At 44.0% G+C, this 24,883-nt stretch carries 25 protein-coding genes; 22 read left to right on the top strand and 3 right to left on the bottom strand.

What is annotated here, in order from left to right; translation table 11 throughout:
- Nucleotides 1-40 precede the first annotated feature (40 nt).
- Nucleotides 41-1,423 carry an NCS2 family permease gene (locus tag GPK58_RS07125; RefSeq protein ID WP_118752664.1) on the bottom strand — a complete coding sequence of 461 codons (1,383 nt, stop codon included), beginning with the start codon at nucleotides 1,421-1,423 and terminating at the stop codon, nucleotides 41-43.
- A gap of 213 nt (nucleotides 1,424-1,636) precedes the next feature.
- Here GPK58_RS07125 and GPK58_RS07120 point away from each other — a divergent pair, with 213 nt between their 5' ends.
- Nucleotides 1,637-2,125 carry a DUF1648 domain-containing protein gene (locus tag GPK58_RS07120; RefSeq protein ID WP_173740140.1) on the top strand — a complete coding sequence of 163 codons (489 nt, stop codon included), beginning with the start codon at nucleotides 1,637-1,639 and terminating at the stop codon, nucleotides 2,123-2,125.
- 145 nt (nucleotides 2,126-2,270) lie between these two features.
- The gene (locus GPK58_RS07115; RefSeq protein ID WP_215638423.1) at nucleotides 2,271-2,543 is read left to right on the top strand and encodes a hypothetical protein; all 273 of its coding nucleotides are present in this window, start codon (nucleotides 2,271-2,273) and stop codon (nucleotides 2,541-2,543) included.
- A gap of 198 nt (nucleotides 2,544-2,741) precedes the next feature.
- Here GPK58_RS07115 and GPK58_RS07110 read toward each other — a convergent pair whose 3' ends face one another.
- Nucleotides 2,742-3,767 carry a LacI family DNA-binding transcriptional regulator gene (locus tag GPK58_RS07110; RefSeq protein ID WP_215638422.1) on the bottom strand — a complete coding sequence of 342 codons (1,026 nt, stop codon included), beginning with the start codon at nucleotides 3,765-3,767 and terminating at the stop codon, nucleotides 2,742-2,744.
- Nucleotides 3,768-4,296: 529 nt separating this feature from the next.
- Between GPK58_RS07110 and GPK58_RS13080 the strand changes: the two genes are divergently transcribed.
- The 18 genes from GPK58_RS13080 to GPK58_RS07020 all read left to right on the top strand — a co-directional run bounded on the left by GPK58_RS13080 (nucleotide 4,297) and on the right by GPK58_RS07020 (nucleotide 20,968).
- Nucleotides 4,297-4,437, top strand: coding sequence for a hypothetical protein (locus GPK58_RS13080; RefSeq protein WP_243004392.1), 141 nt, complete (start codon nucleotides 4,297-4,299; stop codon nucleotides 4,435-4,437).
- Between the two features lie 36 nt (nucleotides 4,438-4,473).
- Nucleotides 4,474-6,849, top strand: a complete 2,376-nt coding sequence (locus tag GPK58_RS07100) for a glycoside hydrolase family 31 protein (RefSeq protein WP_215638421.1) — start codon at nucleotides 4,474-4,476, stop codon at nucleotides 6,847-6,849.
- 64 nt (nucleotides 6,850-6,913) lie between these two features.
- On the top strand, nucleotides 6,914-7,372 hold the full coding sequence (locus tag GPK58_RS07095) for a ferritin-like domain-containing protein (RefSeq protein ID WP_118168385.1): 459 nt from the start codon (nucleotides 6,914-6,916) through the stop codon (nucleotides 7,370-7,372).
- A gap of 41 nt (nucleotides 7,373-7,413) precedes the next feature.
- Nucleotides 7,414-7,560 (top strand): hypothetical protein, encoded by a 147-nt coding sequence (locus GPK58_RS07090; RefSeq protein WP_215638420.1) that lies wholly within the window; start codon nucleotides 7,414-7,416, stop codon nucleotides 7,558-7,560.
- Between the two features lie 56 nt (nucleotides 7,561-7,616).
- Nucleotides 7,617-8,549: an AEC family transporter gene (locus GPK58_RS07085; protein ID WP_215638419.1), complete on the top strand. Its 933-nt coding sequence runs from the start codon at nucleotides 7,617-7,619 to the stop codon at nucleotides 8,547-8,549.
- Between the two features lie 9 nt (nucleotides 8,550-8,558).
- Nucleotides 8,559-9,770, top strand: a complete 1,212-nt coding sequence (locus GPK58_RS07080; RefSeq protein WP_215638418.1) for a PucR family transcriptional regulator — start codon at nucleotides 8,559-8,561, stop codon at nucleotides 9,768-9,770.
- A 198-nt stretch (nucleotides 9,771-9,968) separates the two neighbouring features.
- On the top strand, nucleotides 9,969-11,645 hold the full coding sequence (locus GPK58_RS07075) for an OPT/YSL family transporter (RefSeq protein ID WP_215638417.1): 1,677 nt from the start codon (nucleotides 9,969-9,971) through the stop codon (nucleotides 11,643-11,645).
- 21 nt (nucleotides 11,646-11,666) lie between these two features.
- A complete protein-coding gene (locus GPK58_RS07070; protein ID WP_215638416.1) occupies nucleotides 11,667-12,749 on the top strand; it encodes a DUF917 domain-containing protein in 1,083 nt (360 codons plus the stop codon).
- A 17-nt stretch (nucleotides 12,750-12,766) separates the two neighbouring features.
- Nucleotides 12,767-13,705 (top strand): DUF1177 domain-containing protein, encoded by a 939-nt coding sequence (locus tag GPK58_RS07065; protein WP_072520935.1) that lies wholly within the window; start codon nucleotides 12,767-12,769, stop codon nucleotides 13,703-13,705.
- Between the two features lie 12 nt (nucleotides 13,706-13,717).
- Nucleotides 13,718-14,392 carry an AroM family protein gene (locus GPK58_RS07060; protein WP_072520936.1) on the top strand — a complete coding sequence of 225 codons (675 nt, stop codon included), beginning with the start codon at nucleotides 13,718-13,720 and terminating at the stop codon, nucleotides 14,390-14,392.
- A 126-nt stretch (nucleotides 14,393-14,518) separates the two neighbouring features.
- Nucleotides 14,519-15,463: an aminopeptidase gene (locus GPK58_RS07055; RefSeq protein WP_215638415.1), complete on the top strand. Its 945-nt coding sequence runs from the start codon at nucleotides 14,519-14,521 to the stop codon at nucleotides 15,461-15,463.
- Between the two features lie 33 nt (nucleotides 15,464-15,496).
- Nucleotides 15,497-16,150 (top strand): aspartate/glutamate racemase family protein, encoded by a 654-nt coding sequence (locus GPK58_RS07050; RefSeq protein ID WP_215638414.1) that lies wholly within the window; start codon nucleotides 15,497-15,499, stop codon nucleotides 16,148-16,150.
- Nucleotides 16,151-16,202: 52 nt separating this feature from the next.
- Nucleotides 16,203-16,742, top strand: a complete 540-nt coding sequence (locus GPK58_RS07045; protein WP_215638413.1) for a nitroreductase family protein — start codon at nucleotides 16,203-16,205, stop codon at nucleotides 16,740-16,742.
- On the top strand, nucleotides 16,735-17,001 hold the full coding sequence (locus tag GPK58_RS07040) for a DUF6092 family protein (protein ID WP_215638412.1): 267 nt from the start codon (nucleotides 16,735-16,737) through the stop codon (nucleotides 16,999-17,001). The genes GPK58_RS07045 and GPK58_RS07040 overlap by 8 nt, the downstream gene beginning before the upstream one ends.
- A 214-nt stretch (nucleotides 17,002-17,215) precedes the next feature.
- Nucleotides 17,216-17,446 (top strand): type II toxin-antitoxin system HicB family antitoxin, encoded by a 231-nt coding sequence (locus GPK58_RS13410; RefSeq protein WP_215638411.1) that lies wholly within the window; start codon nucleotides 17,216-17,218, stop codon nucleotides 17,444-17,446.
- A gap of 51 nt (nucleotides 17,447-17,497) precedes the next feature.
- Nucleotides 17,498-17,677, top strand: coding sequence for a DUF6472 family protein (locus tag GPK58_RS07030; protein ID WP_015526328.1), 180 nt, complete (start codon nucleotides 17,498-17,500; stop codon nucleotides 17,675-17,677).
- Nucleotides 17,678-17,993: 316 nt separating this feature from the next.
- Nucleotides 17,994-19,274, top strand: coding sequence for a 2-hydroxyacyl-CoA dehydratase subunit D (locus GPK58_RS07025; protein WP_110103610.1), 1,281 nt, complete (start codon nucleotides 17,994-17,996; stop codon nucleotides 19,272-19,274).
- Nucleotides 19,271-20,968, top strand: coding sequence for an acyl-CoA dehydratase activase (locus GPK58_RS07020; protein ID WP_021652226.1), 1,698 nt, complete (start codon nucleotides 19,271-19,273; stop codon nucleotides 20,966-20,968). The genes GPK58_RS07025 and GPK58_RS07020 overlap by 4 nt, the downstream gene beginning before the upstream one ends.
- A 54-nt stretch (nucleotides 20,969-21,022) precedes the next feature.
- Here the strand turns inward: GPK58_RS07020 and GPK58_RS07015 are convergent, their stop codons facing one another.
- Nucleotides 21,023-21,799, bottom strand: a complete 777-nt coding sequence (locus GPK58_RS07015) for a helix-turn-helix domain-containing protein (protein ID WP_215638410.1) — start codon at nucleotides 21,797-21,799, stop codon at nucleotides 21,023-21,025.
- A 335-nt stretch (nucleotides 21,800-22,134) separates the two neighbouring features.
- Here GPK58_RS07015 and arfA point away from each other — a divergent pair, with 335 nt between their 5' ends.
- Together arfA and GPK58_RS07005 are read left to right on the top strand one after the other, a co-directional pair.
- The gene (gene arfA / locus GPK58_RS07010; protein ID WP_173722208.1) at nucleotides 22,135-23,640 is read left to right on the top strand and encodes an arabinosylfuranosidase ArfA; all 1,506 of its coding nucleotides are present in this window, start codon (nucleotides 22,135-22,137) and stop codon (nucleotides 23,638-23,640) included.
- 70 nt (nucleotides 23,641-23,710) lie between these two features.
- On the top strand, nucleotides 23,711-24,700 hold the full coding sequence (locus GPK58_RS07005) for an aldo/keto reductase (protein ID WP_059086650.1): 990 nt from the start codon (nucleotides 23,711-23,713) through the stop codon (nucleotides 24,698-24,700).
- Nucleotides 24,701-24,883 lie beyond the last annotated feature (183 nt).

Below are 24,883 nucleotides of genomic sequence, written 5' to 3'. Positions count from 1 at the left end.
AATCCCGGGACAAAACTCCCGGGATTTTTTTTGCCATATTTTACAGGAAAATATATTTCAGGATAAACAGCACTGCCAGTACATACATCAGAACGCTGATCTTCTTTTCTTTTGCCTTACCTGTGATCAGGTTGATGGCTACGTATGTGATAATTCCCATGGAGATACCTTCGGAAATGCTGTAGAAGAACGGCATTGCGATGATACATACATAACATGGGATCGCCTCGGACATATCGCTGAAATCAATGCTGATAACATTGCTGAGCATGTACAATCCAACGATCACCAGAGCCGGAGCTGTGGCAAAGGACGGGATCGCCAGGAAGATCGGAGACAGGAACAGGGACAGGCCAAATAAGATGGCGGTTGTCACTGCGGTAAGTCCGGTTCTTCCGCCTTCGGATACACCGGAAGCACTTTCTACGAAGGTAGTGGTTGTGGATGTACCAAGAACTGCACCGGCAGTTGTTGCAACTGCATCTGCAAGAAGTGCGCCCTTGATGTTAGGAAGCTTGCCATTTTCATCCAGCATGCCTGCTTTAGAAGAGACACCAACGAGAGTTCCAAGAGTATCAAAAAGATCTACAAATAAAAATGCAAACAGGATAACAAGGAAATCCAGTGAGAAAACTCCGTCAAACTGCAGCTTCGCAAAGATCGGAGCAAGGCTCGGGATAGAGAGTCCGTTGCTGAAATCCGGGAGCAGGCTGTAGAAGCCGATCTCCGGGTTCGGAACATAAAGTCCGGCGAACTGACAGATGATTCCAAGTCCCCATGTGATCAGGATACCCCAGAGGATGTTTCCCTTTACATTTTTAACAACCAGGATTCCGGTTACGATGATACCGATCAGAGCCAGGATAACGGTGATCCCAACGTTGTTGAAGGAAGCCTCTACACCCTTGGCTGCGTTGTAGCCATCTACAGAGAAAAGCTGCAGCAGAGTGGAGCCGCCGATCACGATATTGGCATTCTGTAATCCTACAAATGCGATGAAAAGACCGATACCAACACTGACTGCGGATTTCAGGTTTAGAGGGATCGCATTGAAGATCGCTTCACGTACATTGGTAAGTGAAAGAACGATAAATACGATACCTTCTGCAAAAACTGCAGTCAGTGCATACTGCCAGCTGTATCCCATACCGATAACAACTGTATAGGCAAAGTATGCGTTCAGACCCATTCCTGGTGCCAGTGCAAACGGGTAGTTGGCGAAGATTGCCATCAGCAGCGTTCCCAGGAAGGCTGCCAGTGCGGTAGCTGTGAATACAGCTCCGGAATCCATGCCGGTTGCGGACAGGATGTTCGGGTTAACTGCCAGGATATAGGCCATTGTCATGAAGGTGGTGATACCTGCCAGAACCTCTGTTTTGGCGTCCGTTTTATTTGCGGACAGCTTGAAGATTTTTTCTAACATATTTCTTTCCCTTTCTTAAATATGTTTTTGGACAACATGTCTATTTTATCATATAAAAATTTCGTATGCAATCGTTAGTGCTTAACAGATATTGTTATGTAAGGTAATTTTTTGCAAAATACTTTTACAAGCAGGTAATTTGTGTGTAAAATACAGAAAAGAGAGTATTCGATTTACAGACGGGTTTATTTTGCAATGAAAGGGGGATGGATAATGTCTGAGAAAAAACTGCGGAATATTACAGATGTGCTCTGCTTTTTGATGATCCTTGGGTACGTGATGTATCTTGTGGCCACCTGGGGAAATCTGCCGGAGAGGGTGCCGATCCATTTTAATGCGCATGGGATCCCGGACCGGTATGGAAAGAAGGGCAGCCTTCTTCTGGAGCCGATTTTGGGGCTGCTGATCCTGGCACTTCTGATGTTCTGTCAGAGATTTCCACAGTGGTGGAACTATCCAGTTGAGGTGACAGAGGAAAACAGAGAGCATATCTTTGAGATTGCGTCAAAAATGATGTCTGTGATCAAGCTGTTATCCATTGGAGTATGTCTTTATGCCGGGATCAGCGGGAATCTGGGAACGGCACCTATGTGGCCGGTGTGGATACTGATCACAGGGATTTTCGTGACATTGATCCTGGGGATCCGGGGGATATATAAGGCTGGTAAAGAAACTGGCATGGATGAGGATGATAAATCGTGAAGCGGTCGTGTTTGTGATCATATAGCAGAGTGAAAGGGAAATGTTCGATTTATTGTACTGAATATGGATGGAACCAGCGAAAGCGGATCGCGAATATCCGCTTGGCGAAATTATAATAAAAACAGGAAAGGAATCTCAGGAGCATATGGCAGATACAAGAACAGATGAGCTTTACAGAGCGCTTCAGGATAAGGGATATCCCGATGAGCTGTGCCGGGAAATCGCCTATAAATATATGAATACCGATTACACAGCTACACGGATGCTAGGGTATTTATACAGGGTGACAAGTCCCAGAGTGGAGGATGTGATCGATGAGATGCTGGCAATCTTAAGTGACAGGGAAGCCATCATCCGGAAAAAAGAGCTGGAGCACGCCCAGGCTACGATCAACAGCGTGTATCAGGAGGGTTTGTAACGGAAATCCCGGAGCTGTGCCAGTGCTGGCGGATCAGAAGCACTGCAGCAGTTCCGGGATTTTTTGATTTGATCCTGGTTCATGAACAGATACCTTTGGGGGTTCAGATGCTGAGTTCACAAAAACATTTCGCAGAACATTATCGGTGAACAGTAACAGGGATCCAACATCAAAAAATAAGAGATAGAATCCCTGTACTTAATACAAAGAGATCACCGACTGCCTGTCCACGATCTCAACATCCAGGGCGGTCTGGCAGGAGGAGCTGACAGAACCGGTGCGGATCTTTTCCAGAAGAAGGCTGGTGGCCAGCTTCGCCTTCTGGGGGATGTTCTGTGAGACGGAGGTCAGCTTGGGAAGGGTGTACTGGCACAGTGCCAGGTTATCATATCCGATCACAGAGAGATCCACAGGAATGCGGTAACCGCCCAGGCGTGCACCCTCCATAATTCCGATAGCACAGATATCCGCCGTAGTTACCGCAGCGGTAACTGGAGAGCTGTTGGATGCGATCTCACGGCCGGCCTGGATACCGCCCTCATAGGAAGGAGAGTACTCATAAACGTAATTCGGGTTAAAAGGAATATGGTTCTCCTCCAGCGCCCGTTTATAGCCATTGAAACGGTTGGCAAGAACGTGGCTGCTTTTGTAATCGGCCACAAAGGCAATGGCGGAATGACCGTGATTGATCATATATTTTGTGGAAAGATACATGCCTTTTTCATCATTGGAGGTAATATTGATGAGATTGGGATGATTCAGCTCGCAGTCAAAGGTGGCGATAGGGCAGGTGACGGAATCCATCAGCTTTGCCATGTATTCGCCGGCGGCAGGATAAAGAATGATGATTCCGTCTACATTCCAGTTCTTCAGAAGGGAAATGATATCCGCATTTTTTGATACAGAGCGGATCATGGTGAAATATTCATTCTTCTGCAGTTCTTTTTCGATAGCACCGATCATGGTGCTGACATAAGGGTTCTCAAAATAGTTGGTTCCCAGGAGCACATCTTTTTCATCGAGGGAAATGATGATGCCGATGATATGGGATTTTTTATTGGATAAGCTCCGGGCATTCAGGTTGGGAACATATCCGTATTCTTCTATGATCGCATTGACCTTGTCTCTGGTTTTCTGGGAAACGCGGCTGGTTTTGCCGTTGATCACATTGGAGACGGTCATCATACTGACACCGGCCAGATCTGCGATATCTTTTAATGTCATACTACACACCTCTGTTCTTCCATAGCAGTTTCCGGGAGGGAAACTGCTGTCATACATATATATTATATAAAAAATTCTGACACATTTCTCAGTTAAAAATAAAAATACAATGAAAAATCCAGAATTTATGTATCCTCTTATTACAGGTCTACAAGGTTTAAACACGAAATATAAATGTTCGAAAAAACGGTTTATAAACTATATATATTATAGTCCGACATAGTGAAAAAATCAATGTATGATTGCGGGAAAATAAAAAAACACAGCCTTGAAATATGAAAAATGCACAAAAATCCCATATAAATACTAGAAAAATAGACAAAATAATAAAATTATATTGACGAATCTCTATGTGCGTGATAGATTAACAATAGATTTATCGCTAAACTAAAAGGAACGGAAAACGTAGTCAAAAAACGGAATCTTCAGTATTGCGATCTTCCAGTTCCTTTGGACATGGGAGGATTTCCTGTGCCCATACCTGGTAATTACAAACAAAGACAAACAGCTTCTTGCCGTTGGTCTTAAGATGTTTAACGGACAGTATTCCACAGATTATGGTGCACTGTTTGCGGCAACTGCCATTTCCATCATCCCGGTACTTCTGATCTATCTGTTCTTCCAGAAACAGTTTATCGCCGGAATCGCAGCATCTGCTGTAAAGGGCTGATGGCATACAGATAATATAATAAACGGAGGGACATAAATGCAGGACATATATAAATTAGAAACACATCCCCTGGCATTAAGTGAAAATATGATCACAGGGGACAAATACAGGATTACTTTTCTCACAGAGGGACTTATCCGTCTGGAGTATGATGAGGAGGGCGTATTTGAGGACCGCCCCACGCAGATGGTGTTTTTCAGGGATTTTCCAAAAGCGGACTATCGTGTAGTGCGTACAGAGGATGGGATCGAGGTCCATACGAAAAGAATCCACCTTATTTATAATGAGAAGGAATTTACCAGCTGGGGCTTAAGCATTCAGGTAAAAGGAAACTACAGCATCTGGTACCACTACGGAGAAGAGATCCATGATCTGAAGGGAACCGTCAGAACGCTGGATATGGTGGACGGAGCAACAGAGCTGGAGCATGGTATTCTTTCCAGGTTCGGATATTCTCTGGTGGACGACAGCAGATCGCAGGTGCTTCTGCCGGACGGCTGGATCGAGCCAAGAAGAAAGGGCATCAAGGATCTGTACTTCTTCGGATACGGACATGACTACAAAGAAGCGCTTCATGATTTTTACAGACTTTGCGGAAAAACACCGATGCTTCCAAGGTTTGCTCTCGGAAACTGGTGGAGCAGATATTATAAATATTCTGAAGAAAGCTACAATGAGCTGATGGATAAATTCCAGGAAAAAAATATCCCATTTACGGTTGCAGTCATTGATATGGACTGGCATGTGACCGATGTTGATCCGAAATACGGAAGCGGCTGGACCGGATATACCTGGAATAAAGAGCTCTTCCCGGATCCGAAGCGTTTCCTGGATGGTTTACATAAAAGAGGAATGCGTACCACATTAAATGTACATCCTGCAGACGGCGTACAGGGTTGGGAAGAAATGTATGAGGACATGGCAAAGGCCATGGGTGTGGATTATGAAAATGAGGACCCGGTAGTATGCGATCCGGCAAGTCCGAAATTTATAGAAGCCTATTTCAAATATCTTCATCATCCGAGAGAGGAAGAAGGTGTGGATTTCTGGTGGATCGACTGGCAGCAGGGAAGCAATTGTAAGATCGAGGGTCTTGATCCTCTTTGGATCTTCAATCACTTCCATTTTCTGGACAGTGCCAGAAACGGAAAACGTCCCATGACCTTTTCCAGATATGCAGGTCCCGGAAGCCATAGATATCCGATAGGTTTTTCTGGAGATACTCATATTACCTGGGATTCCCTTGATTTCCAGCCGTATTTTACATCCACAGCTTCCAACATCGGTTATGGATGGTGGAGCCATGATATCGGCGGACATATGCTTGGATATAAGGATGATGAGATGACCGCCCGCTGGACACAGTACGGGATCTTTTCCCCGATCATGCGTCTTCACAGCTCATGCAGTGACTTCAACGGAAAAGAGCCGTGGCGTTTCAAAAAGGAGACAGAGGTTGTCATGGAAGAAGCTCTCCGTGAGCGCCACAGAATGATGCCGTATCTTTATACAATGAACTACAGAAGCTATCAGGAAGATCTTCCTCTGGTGGAGCCCATGTATTATGAATATCCGGAGGCACCGGAGGCATATGCAGTAAAAAATCAGTACTTTTTCGGAGACCAGCTGATGGTAGCGGCTGTGACAACGCCGAGAGTAAAAGGCCTTAATGTAGCAAAGACAGCAGTATGGCTGCCGGATGGGGTATGGTATGATATTTATACAGGTCTGCGCTATGAGGGTGGACGAATGGTGGATATGTACCGTACTCTGGACAGTATCCCGGTTCTTGCAAAAGCAGGCGGTATTCTGGTGATGACCGATGAGATCCGTGGAACAGAGGCGGAAAAGAATCCGGAAAGCCTGAATATCCGGGTATTCCCGGGTGCTGACGGAAACTTCAGACTGTATGAGGACGACAACGAAACCTGTGCTTACGAAAATGGTGCCTGTGTATTTACGGAAATGGATTATAAGGAAAAGGATCAGGGAGTGTTTACCATTCATCCCGCACAGGGAAAAACAGAGCTGATCCCGGCAAAGAGAGCTTATACCGTGGAGTTCTATAATTTTGCGAAAACAGGAACAGATACTGTGAAGGTTCTGGTTAACGGAGCAGAGACTGAGGCTGCTGTAAAATATGAGGAGAAGCTTCAGAAGATCTGTGTGGAAGTGGCAGCAGACACAGCGGCAGAGGTGCAGATCATTCTCGCTGGCGAAGTGGCAGATAATCGGACAAAAGAGCGTGTCTTCGATTTCCTGAACCAGGCAGAGATCGGTTTTGTGCTGAAGGACAGATTATATCAGCTGATCACAGCAGGAAAGAAGCTGCCGGTTCTTCTGTCGGAGCTTCAGTCTATGGAACTGGACAAGGATCTTTACGGAGCACTGATGGAGATCCTGACTGCGTAAAATATGAATAAAATCGCGTTTCCAAACCATACTATCATTATTATCAAAAGAAAGGATGATCATAATGATATTAAAGGAAAAAGAACGCACAGTGATCCAGGATCTTCAGACACAGGAAAAAAGCTGCATTGAAAAATACGGAAAATACGCACAGCAGGCCAGGGATCCGGAGCTTAAAAGCTTATTTCAGACTCTTCAGAAAAAAGAGCAGGAGCATTACGATTCCCTGAGCCAGGTGCTTTCCGGTACAGTTCCCCAGGTAAACTGCAACGACAGTGACGGCCGTGATTACCAGCCAAAGGCTGCTTACACATCGGTGATGTCCTCAGAGGATAAGGAACACGATGCTTTTCTTGCAACAGACTGTATCGGAACAGAAAAGCTGATTTCCGGAGAATACAACTCGGAGGTTTTTGCTTTTGAAGACAGTGGTGTGCGGAAGCTTCTGGCTGATATCCAGGTGGAAGAGCAGAACCATGCGGAGATGCTTTACAAATATAAGACTGCGAACGGAATGTTCTGAGTTACTGCTCTGATATATAAAAAAGAGGGAGGATTTCAGTGATGGAATTCTTCCTTTTTTTGTTATATAATCAGGTGAACAGCAGGGAGAACTTCATGCACGGTTTGATGAGGGGAAAGAGGGCAAAGCCCTCTAACCTACTCTACATAGGGTTGAAAAAGAAAAATCAGGCTCGTATAATAACATAAGTAATTGATTTTGTTATTCTTATTAAAAGGATACTAACGGGTCACAGGAGGATTTTATGAATTATATGATGGCGATTCTGCCTAAAATGGGTGGTTTCTTCTTACTTGTTCTCATAGGCTTTAGTGCTTCACGCACAGGTATAATAAAAAAAGAAGCAATGTCCTCCATTTCCGGATTTTTACTTAGGATTGCGCTACCGGCACTGACGATTGGCCTGATCCTGGAAAATCAGACCACATTTCAGACAATGACTCAATATGGAAAAATGGTTCTATCACAGATTCTTATGTATTTTGTTATGGCTGCAGGAGGAATCCTTGGAAGCCACATTTGTCATCTTAAAGGAACTACAGCCAATGTTCATTGTGGATGTTCTGTAGGTGGCAATTATGGTTTTTTGGTGATTCCTCTGATCATGACACTGTTTGGTGATCAAGGCGGCAATGTATATATTCCTATATGTTCCGTTATTGATACGACCCTGGTCTGGACTCTGGGGTTTATATTATTTACAAATGGAATCGGACTGAAAGAGAAGCCTTGGAAAAAGATCATTATGAATCCAATTTTCCTTTCAATCCTACTGGGTTTATGTCTGACTAGTTTTCATATTTCTGTTCCGTACATAATTTTGAGTACCATTGGTTCTGTTGGAAATACCTGCTACAGCTGGGGGCTGGTTTACCTTGGATGCAGTCTTGGATTTATGAAACTCACCAATATTTTTGAATATAAGTCCATACTGGTCCTGTTTTTTACAAAATCATTTGCACTTCCACTGATCATATACTTCATTTCTCGTCATTTTCTTTCAGAAATTGAAAGTATGATCCTTATGCTGATCTGTGCAGCACCAGCAATGACAACTTCCAGTATGATTGCAGAACAATATAATCTGGACGGAGAATATGCCTCTACAGCTGTGGTAACGACAACGCTGCTTTGTATGTTGATCATACCGTTGCTGTTCTGTCTGATATCATTATAGGAGAGAAAAATGGATTTACTTGTTAAAGATATAGTTAAAATTTGGAATAATGGAGACGCTTCGCTTGTTGCAGGAAAAGAAGGTATTTTACGTAAGGTTGAAGTATTTGATATGATGGAGCAGCCAAATATCAAACCGTGGCTCAGAGAACATTTGATTTTGATAACTACTGGATATGTGATACGAAATGATAAAGAGGCTCTTCTTCAGATTATAAGAGATATGAACGATGCGAATGCGTCAGCTCTTGCAATAAAAACACGTTTTTTTGATGATTTTCCCAAGGAAGCTCTTCAGCTGGCAGATGAATTAAAACTTCCGCTGTTCTTTCTCAACAATAATGCGGGCTTTACAGAACTTACCTTTCCAATAATGACTGCAATCGTGGAATCCAGAAGCAATGTTGCACTTGATACCCGTTATCAGATCGGACGTCAGAATAAATCTGAACTGGATCGAAAACTGTTTTTTGATATTATTAATGGAAAAGTTACACAGACCGAGGAAGTAGAATATAGAATCGCTTCTCTTCAGTGGCCATCTGAACCATTTCGTGTGATTGCCCTTTCTCTGGAAACATCAGAGAATTCTTTTCTTTTGGAAATAAAGAAGGAATCCCAGATAAAGGGTATATCCCGAGTTCTTAATAATCATCACATCAAAAATGTAGTTATATGCGGTAAAGAAATATGTTATGCGATCACAACTTCTTCAATGAATGAGTCCATGATCAAGAAAATGACAGAAGATATGATTCAAAAGACATGCGAAATCAATAACTGTATGTGCTCTGCGATCATCAGCGATATAGTAGAAGATTATCTGGCGCTTCCCAATACCTATCAGCAGATAAAAGAGGGATTTTTGGTTCGTAATATAAGAAAACAGCAATGGTCTCAGGTTTTTTTATCTGATCTTCAATATGATCGTATTATGTTACGCATGTCTGCTGATAAGGAAGCACTGGCATTTATCAAAAAGAAGCTAGGTCCACTGGTAACCTATGACCGTGTACACGGCACAAAACTTCTTGATACTCTTGAAGCATTTATTCATAATAATTGTTCACGTAAACTGGCAGCAGAGGCACTGTTTCTTCATCGAAATACCATGGCACACAGAATCAGCAAGATAGAAGAAATACTACATTGCAGTCTGGAGGATCCAGATATGATGGATAAATTAGAATTTGCTATAAAATTAAAAATGTATATACATTAAAAACAAATGTGCGCCATGCACAATATTTAATTAAAAAAAGTGTGTTACCACCAATGCTTTTAGCGAATTAAAGTGATATAATACAAAACAACATATGTGAAGCCGATGTAGGCGTTCCTACATCGGCTAATTTTGTACTCTGGCCTGCTGTCAACCGGATACGAGCACATATATTTTATAGGAAATGGAGGAGATAACATGGCTAGTAACACAAAGAAAGATTACACACAGATGCATATCAAAGCATCAGAACATCCAAAAGCGTATTCACCGTATATTCTTATTCTGAATATTGTGATGAGCGTCCTTGGTGCTATCATCGGTCTTGAATTGATCGTGCGTACGGGTGTCGCACCAAACACATCTATCGTAGGAGCGTTATTTGCAATCATCATTTCACGTCTGCCTATCGCATTTTTAAAGAAATATCAGAGTATTCACTGCCAGAATATGATTCAGACATCAATTTCGGGAGCAACATTCTCAGCAGCAAACTGCTTCCTGCTTCCGATTGGTATTCCGGTTATTATGGGCAGAATGGATCTTATGTATCCTATGCTTGTTGGTGTATTTCTTGCAACCATCATTGATGCAACAATTCTTTATAAGACATTTGACAGCGAAATGTTTCCGGCAGAAGGAGCATGGCCTCCGGGAGTTGCATCTGCAGAATCTATCCTTGCAGTTGTAGAAAAAGGAAAGAAAGCTTTTTTGCTCATTGTAGGTATGGTCATCGGTGTTGGTGGTAAAATGATCGGTATTCCTACGGATCTTCTCGGTGTTTCCTGGTTCGGCGATTTTGTAGCGATGACAGCTCTTGGCGTAGGATCAATTGTGATTGGTATCATTAAGACAAATGGATTTATTATTGATATCTTCGGCCGTAGCTTTCCAATCATTACAAACATCTTCGGTGAAGGTGCTGATCTGATGGCTTCAAACATGTTCAAATACATGCCTCATGGTATTATGATCGGAGCAGGTCTTGTGTCCCTTATCCAATGCGGCCGTATGCTTTTCAAGAAAGGTGACGGAGACAGTGCAGCAGGTAAGTTTACCTCCAGCATGGCAAATATGAAAAAAGCCCTTGGTGGTGGATATGTTGCATATCTGGTAGTAGCAATTTTATTGGCAATAATTACAGGCATCTGGTCAGAAATGGGTGTTGTTCAGCTGATTATTTGGATTATCTTCTCAGCTTTTGCAGCTATTGCTTCTGAACTGATTGTTGGCATTTCAGCAATGTACTCAGGATGGTTTCCGGGATTTGCGACAGCTCTTATTTTCCTGATTGTTGGAATGTTGATCGGATTCCCATCACTTCCACTTGGAATCCTTGTTGCTTATACTTCTGCAACCGGTCCTGCTTTCTCTGATATGGCATATGATCTTAAATGCGGTTACATCCTTCGTGGATGCGGAAAAGATCAGGAACTTGAGCTCGAAGGAAGAAAACAGCAGTATATCAGTGAAATTATAGGTTTTGTGGTAGCTTTTATACTTGTGGCAATTATGGCAAAACAGTACTTTGCGCAGGGGCTCTTTGCACCGGTTGATGCTACTTTTGCAGCAACGATTGAAGCTGGCGCAGGCGGAGATGTAGCTAAATGGCTGCTTATCTGGGCAATTCCGGGAGCAATCATCCAGTTCCTTGGCGGATCCAGACAGGTTGGTATTCTTTTTGCAACTGGTCTTCTTGTTGGTTCCACTATTAACGGTCTGACAATTCTGATCGCATTGCTTATTCGCTACATTCTTGTTAAAAAGGACAAAGAAAACGAGCAGACCCTCAATATTATGGGTGCCGGTTCACTTGCCGGAGCAGCTCTGTACAGTTTCTTTACGGCTACATTATCACTTGGTAAAAAGAAATAATAACGGGAGATGATTAATAAAATGAAAACTAAAGGAATCCGTCTTACAAAAGATGTCCTTGATGCTGCACTCACCGGAGGAACCATCCTCGGCGGCGGTGGCGGCGGCGATCCGAAAAAAGGCAGAAAATACGCTGAGATTGCAGTTGATTATACCGATCTCAGACTTATTACAATCGATGAACTGGATGAAAATGATGTACTATTGACAGCTTCTCTGGTAGGTGCACCAAATGCGCCAGCCCAGTTCATGACTCCGAAGGATATCGCAAAAACTGTTGAAATCCTTCAGAAAAACTGTGATTTTAATATTGGCGGAATTATTACAAACGAACAGGGCGGAGAAGCAACAGTAAATGGCTGGCTTCAGGCTGCTGTTACAGGACTTCCGGTTGTTGATGCCCCTTGTAACGGACGTGCTCATCCAACAGGTGTAATGGGAAGCATGAATCTTCACAGACTTGCAGATTATACAACGGTACAGGCCTGTGTCGGCGGTAATCCAGATACTGGAAACCATATCGAATGCTTCTTTGAAGGAACGATCGATCATACGTCCAAGATGGTGCGTCTTGCCTCTATTGAAGCAGGTGGACTGGTCGCAGTAGCACGAAATCCGGTAAAAGTGTCTTATGCACGTGAAAACTGTGCCCTTGGTGGTGTAAGTTATGCAATCGATACAGGAAAAGCGTTCTTAAAAGGACTGGAATCTTCCGTTGAGGATGCAGTCAACAGTGTATGTACTTTCCTGAATGGCCGTGTTCTTGCAAGAGGACCGGTACAGAATTTTTCTATCAAGACAACTGGTGGCTTCGATGTAGGTTATGCTACTGTTGACGGCTGTGAAATGACATTCTGGAATGAATATGCTACTGCCGAAAAAGATGGCGAGCGTCTTGCAACTTTCCCAGATCTAATTATGACCATCAATGCAAAAACAGGAGAACCTGTTACAACTGCCATGATGGAAGAGGGACTTGAGGTTTATGTAATTGCCACAGATAAAAAGAATCTGAGACTTTCACCGACCATGTATGCGCCGGAATTACTGAAAGCAACCGAAGATGTAATTAAAAAAGACTTAATCAGTTATCTGAATAAATAGTTTGGAGGGATAATAACATGTTAATGAAAGAAATCATTGCTGCGTATGATGTACTTGACAGTTCATTTGTAACAGGAGAAGAAGTTAAAAAATATCTTCTCGGGATCAAAGCTGATGCCAACGTAGAAGTCTATGAATTAGTAGGTCCTAAGGGAAGCACAGACATGCTTAAAGTTCGTATTCCTGGTAAAAATGGCAAGACAAACGGTGGAGATGCTCCTACAATCGGACTTCTTGGCAGACTTGGCGGAATTGGTGCACGTCCGGAACGTATTGGCTTTGTATCCGACGGTGATGGCGCACTCTGCGCTGTTGCTCTCGCTGCAAAACTGCTTGATATGCAAAACAAAGGAGACTATCTTGATGGTGATGTATTTATTTCCACACATATCTGTCCACACGCTCCGACAGCTCCGCATGATCCGGTTCCTTTCATGGGTTCACCAGTAGAAATGGCACAGGTAAACAAAGAAGAAGTATCTCCTGACCTTGATGCTCTGCTTGTTGTTGATACAACAAAAGGAAACCGCGTTATCAATACAAGAGGTTTTGCAATTTCTCCAACAGTAAAAGAGGGATATGTATTAAGAACTTCTGAAGATCTTCTTGATCTGATGCAGATCACTACAGGACGTCTTCCATATGTATTCCCACTGGCTACCCAGGATATCACACCTTACGGAAATGATGTGCACCACTTAAATAGTATTCTTCAGCCATGTACAGCTACAGATGCACCTGTTGTTGGTGTAGCTATCACAGCAGAGACAATGGTACCTGGATGCGCTACAGGCGCTACTCATGCTACAGACGTAGAGGAAGCTGCAAGATTTATGTTAGAAGTTGCCAAAGCATATGGAAGAAAACAGTGTAGTTTCTATGATGCTGATGAATATGCACGTCTCCAGAAATTATATGGAAGCATGAAACATCTTCAGACTCTCGGAAACGAATAAGGAGGTTTTGGTATGAAAATAGGCGCAATTACCATCGGTCAGGCTCCGCGAACAGATGTAACAGCAGACATTCTAAGAATCTTTGATGATTCACTGGAACTTGTCCAGGCAGGTGGTCTGGATGGACTTACAAAAGAAGAGATTGCTGAGTTTGCTCCCGGCAAGGATGATTATGTTCTTGTCTCCAGATTGACAGATGGGAGTTCTGTGACATTTGCCGAGCGTCATATCCTGCCAAGACTTCAGGATGCTATTAACCACATGGAAGATGAGGGATGCAGTCTTATCATGATGTTCTGTACAGGAAGTTTTCCGGAGACACTTTCAGCCAAGAATATTCCTATGATCTATCCATGTGAGCTGCTCAATCGCCTTGTTCCGCTGATGACTAAGAAATCAAGCATAATCTGCATGACTCCATCACCACTTCAGACAGAACAATGTGAAGAAAAATGGAAAAACTATGTTGATCATGTAACAGCAATTGCGGCTTCACCATATGGCGACTGGGATGCACTCGAAAAGGCAGCTGAAGAGATTAAAGATCTTGATGCGGATCTGATTGTTCTTGACTGTATAGGTTATACACAGGAAATGAAAAAAATGTTTGCAGAAAAAACCGGTAAGAAAGTTGTTCTTCCAAGAACACTTCTGGCCAGAGTTGTCTCTGAATTAACTGACATCTGAATAGATATATAAATTATATATATTCAGTATTTTCCGGACATTTCGCAGGTCCATCAAAGTCCGGCGGAATGTCCGTTTTTTACTTTATAACAAAAATTAAAAAGATAACGAAAAGGGGAAATGATAATGGAAAATTTAGTTAAGATAGCAGAGGGAGTTCTTACTTCATGTCTGTCTGTAAAACCGGGCGAAGAAATTCTGGTTATTACAGATGACAGTCGTAAAGAAATTGGCGAAGCAATCTATGAGGCAGCTGGAAATCTTGGATGCGAAAAAATCCTTATGGTTATGAAAGAAAGGGAAGTTAGTGGACAGGAACCGCCTAAAGCAATTGCCGAAGCTATGAAAGCTGCTGATGTTGTAATTGCTCCGACTGCCCAGTCACTCACTCATACGAACGCTAGAATTGAAGCAGCGAAAGCAGGTACAAGAGTAGCAACAATGCCTGGTATTACCAAAGAGATGTTTTCACAGGGTGCCATGACTGCCGACTACAGTAAAGTAGAAGAATTAACTGCAAAAGTAACAGAAATGCTCACTAAGGCTTCAAAAGCACGGATTGAAAAAGAAGGCAATGTTCTTACGATCAATCTTGATGGCAGAAATGGAGTTCCAAGTCCTGGAGTATACAAGGAGGCCGGAAAATGTGGAAATCTTCCCTCTGGTGAAGCTTACATTGCTCCGCTAGAAGATGGTTCCGATGGTGAGATGATTATTGATGGATCTATGGTCGGTATTGGAAAACTTGCAAGTCCTTTACATATGACAATTTCAGGAGGAAAGCTTCGTTCAGTAAAAGGAGATAAGAGCGAAAATCTTGATATCCTTCTTAAAAACGAGACCAACGGAACACTCTGTGAACTTGGAATCGGAACTAATGAAGCAGCTATACTGAATGGAATCATCCTTGAAGATGAAAAAGTATATGGAACCGTACACATTGCTTTCGGAACCAATACGTCATTTGGCGGTGTAAATAAAGCGGAATGTCATATGGACGGAATTATCCTGCGTCCGACATTATATCTGGATGATATTAAAGTTATCGAAAATGGTGTTTTTCTTATCTGATTTTTTACGATATAAAAGCAGGAGGAATTGAAAATGGATAAAAAATTTAAAGTAGGTCTGATTAGAGTCCTTACAACAGAAGATGAAGAAGTGCTTTCCGCACATGGCAAACAGATTATGTCATATTTCCCTGAACTTCAGGTTGAAACTAAATGTATTCCGGACCAGTATGAAGGAATACACAGTCCTGAACTCGGTGAACTGGCTATCCCCAAAATTGTCAAAACAGCTCAATCCTTCACGGATGTTGATATGATTATCGTAAGCTGTGCGGATGATCCGGGTGTTGCGGAGATTCGTAAGGTTCTCCCGGACATTCCTGTTACTGGCGGCGGTGAGACAACTGTAGCACTGGCTCTTAAATATGGCAGCAAGATTGGTGTGCTTGGAATCACAGACTATGCACCTCAGGCATATAGGAGAATGATTCCTGATCAGATGATACTAGGCAGACCTGAAGGTGTACATAGCACACTGGATCTGATGACACCAGAAGGAAAAGAAAGTGTACTGAAACTTGGCTTGAAGTTAAAAGAACAAGGCGCAGAAGTAATTGCACTTGCCTGCACTGGTCTTGCAACGATTGGTATAGCCAAAGATCTGGAGAAAGAAACAGGGCTTCCTGTTATTGACCCAGTCATGGCAGAAGGATTGTTCGCTTATTTCGAATATCTCAGAAAAAAATAATAATATAAGTTCATAACGATCAGCTATATGCTGTCAGAAAGGTAGCAAAGATATGTTATTAAATGAAGCTATTCTGAGCCGTCACAGCACACGGTCTTTCCGTCCTGATCCTGTAGACAGAGCGTTGCTGTTTACTTTGGCAGATGCGGCTCAACAGGCACCTTCGGCCAGTAATCTGCAGGCTTGGAGATTTCTGTTTATTACAGATCCACAGCTTAAAGAAAAAGTAGATCTTTTTAGTCCGGGGCTTTCTGGCAAACCGCCAGTTATTCTTGTAGTCTGCTCAGATATGGAGAAGGCATCAAGAAAAGGTGGTAAAAATTCTGAAGTGTACGGATGCCTTATGGATGCATCAATGGCTGCTGAGAATCTCATGCTAAAAGCTACTGAATTAGGGCTTGGAACATGTGCAATCAAATCATACAATGATACAGCGGTTCGTAAAATATTGGAGCTTCCAGACAGATATCGTATTGAGATGCTTATCTCCATAGGTTATCCAGAGGGCACACCTCGTTGTCCAAAGCGTCCTCCGGTAGAACAGATATGCTATTTTGATCATATTGAGGAAGAGGAGAGAATTGATGAATAATCCTGAATTCGAATTACTGGTATATCTGATCACCAGCGCCAGAGCGCTTCCTGAAGAGCCGGCAAGTTACGGCTCAATCAGACTTACTGAAGCTGCTTCCAGACTGTGTCAGATTATATGCAATAATGACCCTGATAATAAAACATATGGTGAACTTCTTAACTGTATTGAAGCTGATAAGGGAAAAGCCCTGACAGAACCGGAACGTTTTTCTGCCATGCTTGAAAAAGCATCTGAAATATTGGTTGACTGTCTGTAAAATAACATAAAAGAGGCTGTTGCAAAATTGAGTAATCTATGGAGTAATAGCCTCTTTTTTATGCCGTGTGTCCAGCGAAGCTGGACCACACTTGCCGGTGTAAGTCCGGCCACGGTAATCGCCAGTGAGCTGCGTAGCTAAACTCGGTGTGCTGTAGTAATACAGGGTGCTAAGCGAGTGGATAAAGTAACCTTGATAAGAGGTGCGAGCAATCATGCAGACCGTAACATTAAGTGAATTCTGCCGTATCGTTAAAAAGGTCTCGAAAGAGAGTAAAGGGAAGTTAAAATATCCTGTTCAGATTATAGAAGATCTGGGTAAGAGGGGTTATACTGTATCTGTCCCAGATCTGCCCGGATGTATCACCCGTTGCCAACGATGGCAAGATATTCCGGCAATGATCGAGAACGCGAAATGTGTCTGGATAACTGCAGCAATTGAGTAAGGTATCCGGATGCCGGAACCTACAGATATTAATAAGAGAGGAGAAATAAGCATGAAGGGAACCAGCTGCGAATACTGTGCAAACTATACATATGATGAAGAGTGTGACGAATATTATTGTGATGTCAATCTGGATGAGGATGAATATTATCGTTTTGTGAGCAGTGATTACAAGGAATGTCCCTATTATCGTTCCGGAGATGAATATAAGGTGGTACGTCATCAGATGTGATACAGAGTAACGGAAAAAACAGAGCAGAAGATAATGTGATAAGACAAATGCAGGTTTTCCACGAAAAGGAATGCGAGTTTTGTGGAAAATCTGCATTTTGATGTTTTGATATGTGCAAAAGGCTTCAAATTTGTAAAAATTGGCGTGTTTACATTTGAAAAAAATATCTTTATAATAAAAATATTGGTCTGACAGGTGGAACCTTTATACCATCCAGACGATGATAATGCTACAGGATTTTGTTTGAGACAAAATTTCGGGTAAGCGTCTGACAGACTTATAATAGATTTTTTGATTTGACGGAGGATGTGACAGATTGGATATTATAAAGAAATTCGGGGATATGGTGGGAGAGAGATCCATCAGGGATCCGGAAAAAGCACGAAAACTTCTTCTCACTGGATACCGGCTTCAGGAAAAACGTCTGCAGCTTTTTCCTGACAGGAAGCTTCCGGCTTCGGGACAGTATGTAGCCCGTGTAGTCATGCAGAATATTATCAAAGCCCTTGCAAAACCGGACGATACCGCGCTTGTGAGTATTTTTGTACCGGGAGAGCTTCTGACAGCAGCAGGGATCACTCCGTATTCCGTGGAGGCAATGTCCTGCTTCATCGCTGGAACCAGATGTGAGCAGGCATTTCTGGCACAGACGGAATCAGAGGGCTTTCCGGAAACCATGTGCTCCTATCACAGAGTTTTTCTGGGAGCGTCCATGACAGGATTGGTACCGAAGCCCAAATGTACCATCTACACAAACCTTGCCTGCGATGGAAACATGATGACGTTTCCTTATCTGAAACAGAAATATCAGATCCCGGGCTTTTATATTGACGTACCCTATGAAAAAAATCAGGATTCCATCAGCTATGTTGCAGATCAGCTCCGTGAGCTGAAGAAATTCCTGGAGGATGTAGGCGGGAAAAAAATCTCCGAGCAGTCGGTACAGCGTGCAGTTGCCAACAGCAATGAAGCGGCCTCCTATTACAGTAGCCAGCTTGCCCTCAGAAAAGATCACGATCCGGTGACTTCCCTGACAAACGAGCTGTATGCGATCTTTATGTGCCATCTTCTGGCAGGTTCAGAGGAATCCCTGAAATACACAAAAATGCTTCTTGAGGATGTGAAGAAGGCACCAAAGGGGGAAGGTCTTCATATTTTGTGGATGCATATGATGCCGTTTTTGCAGGAGCCGGTAAAGGATGTATTTAATTACAGCCAGAACGTGCATATCCGTGCCTGTGATTTTGTTGCAGACGGTTTTCAGCGGATGCAGGCCTCGGATCCTTATGAGGCCCTTGCGGAAAAAATGGTCAACTGCATTTACAACGGAAGTGTGAAGCAGAGGATCCGGCGTGCCCAGGAGCTGGCGAACCTTACAGAGGCAGACGGCGGGATCCTTTTTGCGCATTGGGGCTGCAAGGGAACCATCGGAGCTTCCAGCCTGATCAAAAATTCTCTGGAAAATGCAGGACTTCCAACCATGGTCCTGGACGGTGACGGCTGTAACCCGGCCAATTCCAGTGACGGCCAGGTATCCACACGACTTCAGGCATATCTGGAAATGCTGTCAGAAGGTAAGGAGGAAAAACGGTCATGATACATTACGTCTGTAAATATACACCGCTGGAGCTGTTTAAGGGCTTTGGCGAGGAATGTGCGGTTCTTGAGGAAATGCCGGAGAATTTTGAGCTTTCGGACCAGATCGCTCATGCTAATCTCTGTGGCTTTGGAAAATCTGTGATCCAGGCAGTGCTGGAGGGAAAGGTAGAGCAGCTTGTTCTTGTTAACTGCTGTGATTCCATGCGCCGTGTGTACGACATTGTGGAAAGTACCGGTAAATGTAAATTTCTGTACATGCTGGACATGCCTCATGAGGATAACGACTGTGAAAAGGTGAAGCTTGCCCAGGGCATCCACCGTCTGAAGAAAGCTTATGAGAAATTTTCGGGGAAAACCTTCGACAGAAGTGGATTTCTGAATGCTTTTTCCCATGAGCCTGTGGATAACCAGCCGTATATCGGTGTTCTGGGTGTCCGTGTCAGCGGCATCCTGGAAAAAATGATCCGGGATAATATCCGCATGGATGTGGAAAACCTGACCTGTACAGGTGGAAGACGTCTTGCAGTGATCCGTGAGGAGCTGGAAAAAATGGAAGACGATGCCATGTTCCTGGCTTATGCGGATGCACTTCTTTCACAGATGCCCTGCTTTCGTATGAACAATAGCACCCGAAGAAACCGGCTGTATCTGGATCCGAACCTGAAGGGGATCATTTATCATACTATTAAATTCTGCGACTATTACGGATTTGAGTATGCAAGCATCAAGCGTGATATCAAGGTTCCGCTTCTGAAGATCGAGACAGATTTTACAAGCCAGAGTGCAGGACAGCTCCTTACCAGAGTGCAGGCTTTTGCGGAGACCCTGGAAGGCTCTGAGGATATGGACCCATCAAAAGGAATCAGCGAGGAGATAAGGAAAAAAATGGAATCAGGAGTTTATTATGTGGCAGGGATCGACAGCGGTTCCACAAGTACGGATGTTGTGATCCTGGATAAAGACGGAAAAATTAAATCGACCATGATCATTCCCACAGGCGGCGGCGCTATGATGAGTGCAGAGAAGAGCCTGGAGATGGCCGTGGAAAAAGCAGGGATCAGGAAAGAAGATATCGTGCGTATCGTTACTACCGGATATGGACGTGCCTATATTGACAGTGGTGATGACAGTATCACAGAGATTACCTGTCACGCAAAGGGAGCCCATTATCTGAATCCGAATGTGCGTACAGTTATCGACATCGGCGGTCAGGATATCAAGGCGATCAGCATTGACGAGAACGGTGCGGTAAAAAATTTCCTGATGAACGATAAATGTGCAGCAGGAACCGGACGATTCCTGGAAATGATGGCCCGTACTCTTGGACTTTCCCTGGAGGAGATGAGTACCCGTGGCCTAGAGTGGAAAGAGAACGTAGTGATCTCAAGCATGTGTACTGTATTTGCAGAGTCCGAGGTAGTTTCCCTGGTTGCCCAGAATAAGGACGTGGCAGATATCATCCATGGCCTGAATGTATCTGTTGCTTCCAAGGTAGGAGCTCTTGCAGCCCGCCTTGGCAAAAAGAATCCGGGGGAATACATGATGACCGGTGGTGTTGCCAGAAATAAAGGTATCATCCAGGCATTGGAGGAGAAGCTGGGAGCGAAGCTTTATATCTGTGATGAGGCACAGCTTTGTGGTGCGCTTGGTGCGGCACTGTTTGCTTATGAGAAGTGTAATGCGGCACGGTGATCAGATCAGACAAGGTGCCTGCGCAGTGAATGCAGAGTGTGAATATCCTTTTGGTCAGGGGCGGCGTGCCCACTCACTGGGCGAACAGCCACAGTTCTTTCGGAAGTACCGGCTGAAGTGGGAGAGATTTGAAAATCCGCACAGCAGAGCCACCTGTTGAACAGGCAGAGCTTCGTTGGTGAGCAGATTTTTGGCTTTTTCCAGACGGAGCAGATTCAGGTCAGCATGAGGGGTGCTGTTAAAAAAATTCCGGTAACAGGAATAAAACTGACTTTTTTCGAGATTAGCCATGGCGCAGAGCTTTTCTGTTGTCCATGGCTTTTCGTAATTTGTAAGCATTTCCAGACGGATTTTTTGGAACAGGCTGCAGAGCTCCGAGTCTGAAGACTTGCTTGTATCTGTACTGCGGAGTTCCCGCGAGGCTGTGATCATCAGCTGGCAGAGCAGGGCATACTCGTAGTCCCGGGAAAAAACTTCTCTGTTCAGATATTCATGCTGCAGCTTCTGGATACAGTGATCGATCTCCTGGCAGTCACTGGGGTAAAAAATTTCGTTGCAGGGAAGTCCGAACCGTTTTGCCAGGTTTTCTCCGCAGGAAAAATGAACATAACTGTTCCGAAATTTTCGCACAGCCTGATAATGCTGGGGATTTCCCGGAATATAAAAGATGCAGGCATTATCCCGGGTGACAGTAAGCTGACCGCCCAGATAAACCTTCATTGGTGTTTTAAATAAAAGAAAAAGAAAATCCCCGCTTCCCTCCGGTCGGAAAATCCTGTCGTAATCGGAGTTGGAACGGTTGTATTCGCAGAAATTTAAGGTGAAATCCATGAAAATGCTGCGCTCCTTTCATTACGTAGATCAGACAATCCGACTGTGGCATTGTAAAGAACTTTCTGTCTGGAAGTATAAAGTAAAGTGACAGAGGGACGTCCGTCTGGTAAGACTGTCTTTATGATAAATCTTACCGGAAAAAAAGTCAACTATTTCGGAAGATAATCACTGGTATGGATAGAACAGGATGGTAAAATGAAACATAGAAACAGTTGATTTCCGCTGAGAGTGTGTGAGCGAACAGAGGCGTAAGAGCCGGTATACGGCGGAATCGGAAACAGAGCTAAATGCGGTAGCATCAGAAAATAATAATTTACAGGAGGATTTTTACAATGAAAAAAGCGCAGATCATCGTGGACAAATATTTCCTCACCGGAAAAACAGACAAAAGGATCTATGGTTCCTTTATAGAACATCTCGGACGTGCGGTTTATGAGGGCATTTATCAGGAAGGCAGTCCCCTTTCTGATGAGCAGGGCTTCCGGAAGGATACTCTGGAGCTGGTAAAAGAGCTTCAGGTACCGATCGTTCGTTATCCGGGCGGAAATTTTGTATCCGGATTCCATTGGGAGGACAGCGTCGGGCCGAAAGCTCAGCGTCCGTCCAGAACGGATCTGGCCTGGGGTGTCATCGAGACAAACCAGTTTGGACTCAATGAGTTTATGGACTGGTCAAAAAAAGCCGGCAGTGATGTGATGATGGCAGTAAACCTGGGAACAAGAGGCCCGGAGGATGCGAAAAATCTTCTGGAATACTGTAACTTTAAGGGAGGTACCTATTACAGTGATCTCCGTAAGGCTCACGGCTATGAACAGCCGCATGATATCAAATTATGGTGTCTCGGAAACGAGATGGACGGTGCGTGGCAGATGGGACATAAAACTGCGGCAGAGTACGGAAGAGTTGCAGCAGAGACTGCCCGCCTGATGAAATTTATGGATCCGGAGGTTGAGACTGTTGCATGCGGAAGCTCCAAGCTGGAAATGCCTTCCTTTGGCTCCTGGGAGTATACGGTTCTTGACGAGGCTTACGATGAGGTGGATTATCTTTCCCTGCATCAGTATTTTGGAAATGCATCGGGAGACACTGCCGATTTTCTGGCAAGCTCCAAGGGCATGGATGATTTTATCTCAGGAGTGGTTTCCATCTGCGATGCTGTAAAAGTAAAGAAGCATGGAAAAAAACAGATCAATCTTTCCTTCGACGAATGGAACGTATGGTACCACAGCATTGAACAGGATAGAAAGCTGGAAAAATGGGTACAGGCGCCCCATCAGCTGGAGGATGTTTATAACTTTGAGGATGCACTTCTTGTGGGAAGTATGCTGATCACACTTCTCCGTCATGCAGATCGTGTAAAGATCGCCTGCATGGCACAGCTGGTAAATGTTATTGCGCCGATCATGACATCCGATACAGGCGCATGGCGTCAGACGATCTTTTATCCGTATATGCTGACAAGTGTGTTTGGAAGAGGAACCGTCCTTAATACACAGGTTCTCACACCGGTATACGAGAGCAAAACTTATGGCGAAGCGCCATATCTGGATTCTGTGTGTGTCTGGGATGAGGAAAAGGATACGCTGACGATCTTTGCAGTGAATAAGAGTCTGGATGAGGATATGGAAGTTTCCTGTGACTTAAGACAGTTTGAGGGATATAAGATCGTAGAGCATATTGTACTCAATAATGACGATCTTCAGGCAACCAATACAGAGGCTCAGCCGGAGAATGTAGTTCCTGTAAAAGCCAGTGCAGAGTGCTCAAAGCTGGACGGCGGAAAACTGGAAGCAGTTTTTGCAAAACACAGCTGGAATATGATCCGTCTTGCGAAATAAGGGTCGGTGAAGTATAGTAAAAGCAGTTACAGAAAATGTAAATCATGCTACATTATGTGAGGCCTTTTTTATGTACACACCTGCAAAGGAACGCTACGAAACTATGGAGTACAACCGCTGCGGTGAAAGCGGCCTGATGCTTCCGAAGGTGTCTCTTGGATTATGGCATAATTTCGGAGATACTTCTGATTATGAAAACATGAAGCAGCTGTGCTTTACAGCTTTTGACAATGGTATCACACAGTTTGACCTTGCCAATAATTACGGACCTGCCTATGGAAGTGCGGAACGGAATTTCGGCAAGATCCTGAAAGAAGAACTGATGCCATACCGTGATGAGCTGATCATCACAACAAAGGCAGGCTATGATATGTGGGAAGGCCCTTATGGAAACTGGGGCAGCCGCAAGTATCTTCTGGCGAGCCTTGACCAGAGCCTGAAGCGCATGGGTCTGGAATATGTGGATATTTTTTACCATCACAGAATGGACCCGGAGACTCCGCTTGAGGAGACTATGGGGGCGCTGGCAACAGCGGTTCAGCAGGGCAAGGCCCTTTATGTGGGACTTTCCAATTATGATGGAAAAACCTTAAGCCAGGCGGCAGCGATTCTGAAGGATCTGAAATGTCCCTTTGTGATCAACCAGAACCGGTATTCCATTTTTGACAGAACTGTGGAAGAAAACGGCCTCAAGAGAACCACCGGCATTTTGAAAAAAGGTCTGATCACCTTTAGCCCTCTTGCTCAGGGACAGCTGACAGACCGTTACCTGAACGGGATCCCGGAGGACAGCCGTATCCGCAAAGATGGAAGATTCCTTAAGGAAAGTGTGCTGACGCCGGAGCGTCTGGATCAGATCCGGAGACTGAACGATCTGGCAGCCCAGCGTGGAGAGAAGCTGGCTGATATGGCGCTTGGCTGGCTGCTTCAGCATAAGGAAGTTACCAGTGTTCTGATCGGAGCTTCCAAGCCGCAGCAGATCCTTGATAATGTGAAAGCGATCCACTGTGCACCGTTTACAGCTGAGGAGTTGCGTCTGATCGACGAGATCTCAAAATAAGATTTATATACTTCCTGTTTTACTATGAAAAGTAGTGAAGCAGGGAGTTTTTTATGTCGAAATAATTGTTTAACTGAATCAGGAAAGTCTCCGGGTTACTGTTCACTGGTAATATTCCGCGAGGTGTTTTTTGTGAGCGAAGGTCACAGAAAACCCGAGACATACCGCGCGAATTTATGCGAT

The sequence above is a fragment of the Blautia sp. MCC270 genome, assembly GCF_018785605.1.
GTDB lineage: Bacteria > Bacillota > Clostridia > Lachnospirales > Lachnospiraceae > Blautia_A > Blautia_A fusiformis.
This window is presented reverse-complemented; position numbering and strand designations above follow the sequence as displayed.

What these genes read in the sequence shown, in the direction of transcription:
- GPK58_RS07125 (WP_118752664.1), bottom strand. Translation starts at nt 1,423, where the DNA reads ATGTTAGAAAAAATCTTCAAGCTGTCCGCAAATAAAACGGACGCCAAA.
- GPK58_RS07120 (WP_173740140.1), top strand. Translation starts at nt 1,637, where the DNA reads ATGTCTGAGAAAAAACTGCGGAATATTACAGATGTGCTCTGCTTTTTG.
- GPK58_RS07115 (WP_215638423.1), top strand. Translation starts at nt 2,271, where the DNA reads ATGGCAGATACAAGAACAGATGAGCTTTACAGAGCGCTTCAGGATAAG.
- GPK58_RS07110 (WP_215638422.1), bottom strand. Translation starts at nt 3,767, where the DNA reads ATGACATTAAAAGATATCGCAGATCTGGCCGGTGTCAGTATGATGACC.
- GPK58_RS13080 (WP_243004392.1), top strand. Translation starts at nt 4,297, where the DNA reads ATGTTTAACGGACAGTATTCCACAGATTATGGTGCACTGTTTGCGGCA.
- GPK58_RS07100 (WP_215638421.1), top strand. Translation starts at nt 4,474, where the DNA reads ATGCAGGACATATATAAATTAGAAACACATCCCCTGGCATTAAGTGAA.
- GPK58_RS07095 (WP_118168385.1), top strand. Translation starts at nt 6,914, where the DNA reads ATGATATTAAAGGAAAAAGAACGCACAGTGATCCAGGATCTTCAGACA.
- GPK58_RS07090 (WP_215638420.1), top strand. Translation starts at nt 7,414, where the DNA reads ATGGAATTCTTCCTTTTTTTGTTATATAATCAGGTGAACAGCAGGGAG.
- GPK58_RS07085 (WP_215638419.1), top strand. Translation starts at nt 7,617, where the DNA reads ATGAATTATATGATGGCGATTCTGCCTAAAATGGGTGGTTTCTTCTTA.
- GPK58_RS07080 (WP_215638418.1), top strand. Translation starts at nt 8,559, where the DNA reads ATGGATTTACTTGTTAAAGATATAGTTAAAATTTGGAATAATGGAGAC.
- GPK58_RS07075 (WP_215638417.1), top strand. Translation starts at nt 9,969, where the DNA reads ATGGCTAGTAACACAAAGAAAGATTACACACAGATGCATATCAAAGCA.
- GPK58_RS07070 (WP_215638416.1), top strand. Translation starts at nt 11,667, where the DNA reads ATGAAAACTAAAGGAATCCGTCTTACAAAAGATGTCCTTGATGCTGCA.
- GPK58_RS07065 (WP_072520935.1), top strand. Translation starts at nt 12,767, where the DNA reads ATGTTAATGAAAGAAATCATTGCTGCGTATGATGTACTTGACAGTTCA.
- GPK58_RS07060 (WP_072520936.1), top strand. Translation starts at nt 13,718, where the DNA reads ATGAAAATAGGCGCAATTACCATCGGTCAGGCTCCGCGAACAGATGTA.
- GPK58_RS07055 (WP_215638415.1), top strand. Translation starts at nt 14,519, where the DNA reads ATGGAAAATTTAGTTAAGATAGCAGAGGGAGTTCTTACTTCATGTCTG.
- GPK58_RS07050 (WP_215638414.1), top strand. Translation starts at nt 15,497, where the DNA reads ATGGATAAAAAATTTAAAGTAGGTCTGATTAGAGTCCTTACAACAGAA.
- GPK58_RS07045 (WP_215638413.1), top strand. Translation starts at nt 16,203, where the DNA reads ATGTTATTAAATGAAGCTATTCTGAGCCGTCACAGCACACGGTCTTTC.
- GPK58_RS07040 (WP_215638412.1), top strand. Translation starts at nt 16,735, where the DNA reads ATGAATAATCCTGAATTCGAATTACTGGTATATCTGATCACCAGCGCC.
- GPK58_RS13410 (WP_215638411.1), top strand. Translation starts at nt 17,216, where the DNA reads ATGCAGACCGTAACATTAAGTGAATTCTGCCGTATCGTTAAAAAGGTC.
- GPK58_RS07030 (WP_015526328.1), top strand. Translation starts at nt 17,498, where the DNA reads ATGAAGGGAACCAGCTGCGAATACTGTGCAAACTATACATATGATGAA.
- GPK58_RS07020 (WP_021652226.1), top strand. Translation starts at nt 19,271, where the DNA reads ATGATACATTACGTCTGTAAATATACACCGCTGGAGCTGTTTAAGGGC.
- GPK58_RS07015 (WP_215638410.1), bottom strand. Translation starts at nt 21,799, where the DNA reads ATGGATTTCACCTTAAATTTCTGCGAATACAACCGTTCCAACTCCGAT.
- arfA (WP_173722208.1), top strand. Translation starts at nt 22,135, where the DNA reads ATGAAAAAAGCGCAGATCATCGTGGACAAATATTTCCTCACCGGAAAA.
- GPK58_RS07005 (WP_059086650.1), top strand. Translation starts at nt 23,711, where the DNA reads ATGTACACACCTGCAAAGGAACGCTACGAAACTATGGAGTACAACCGC.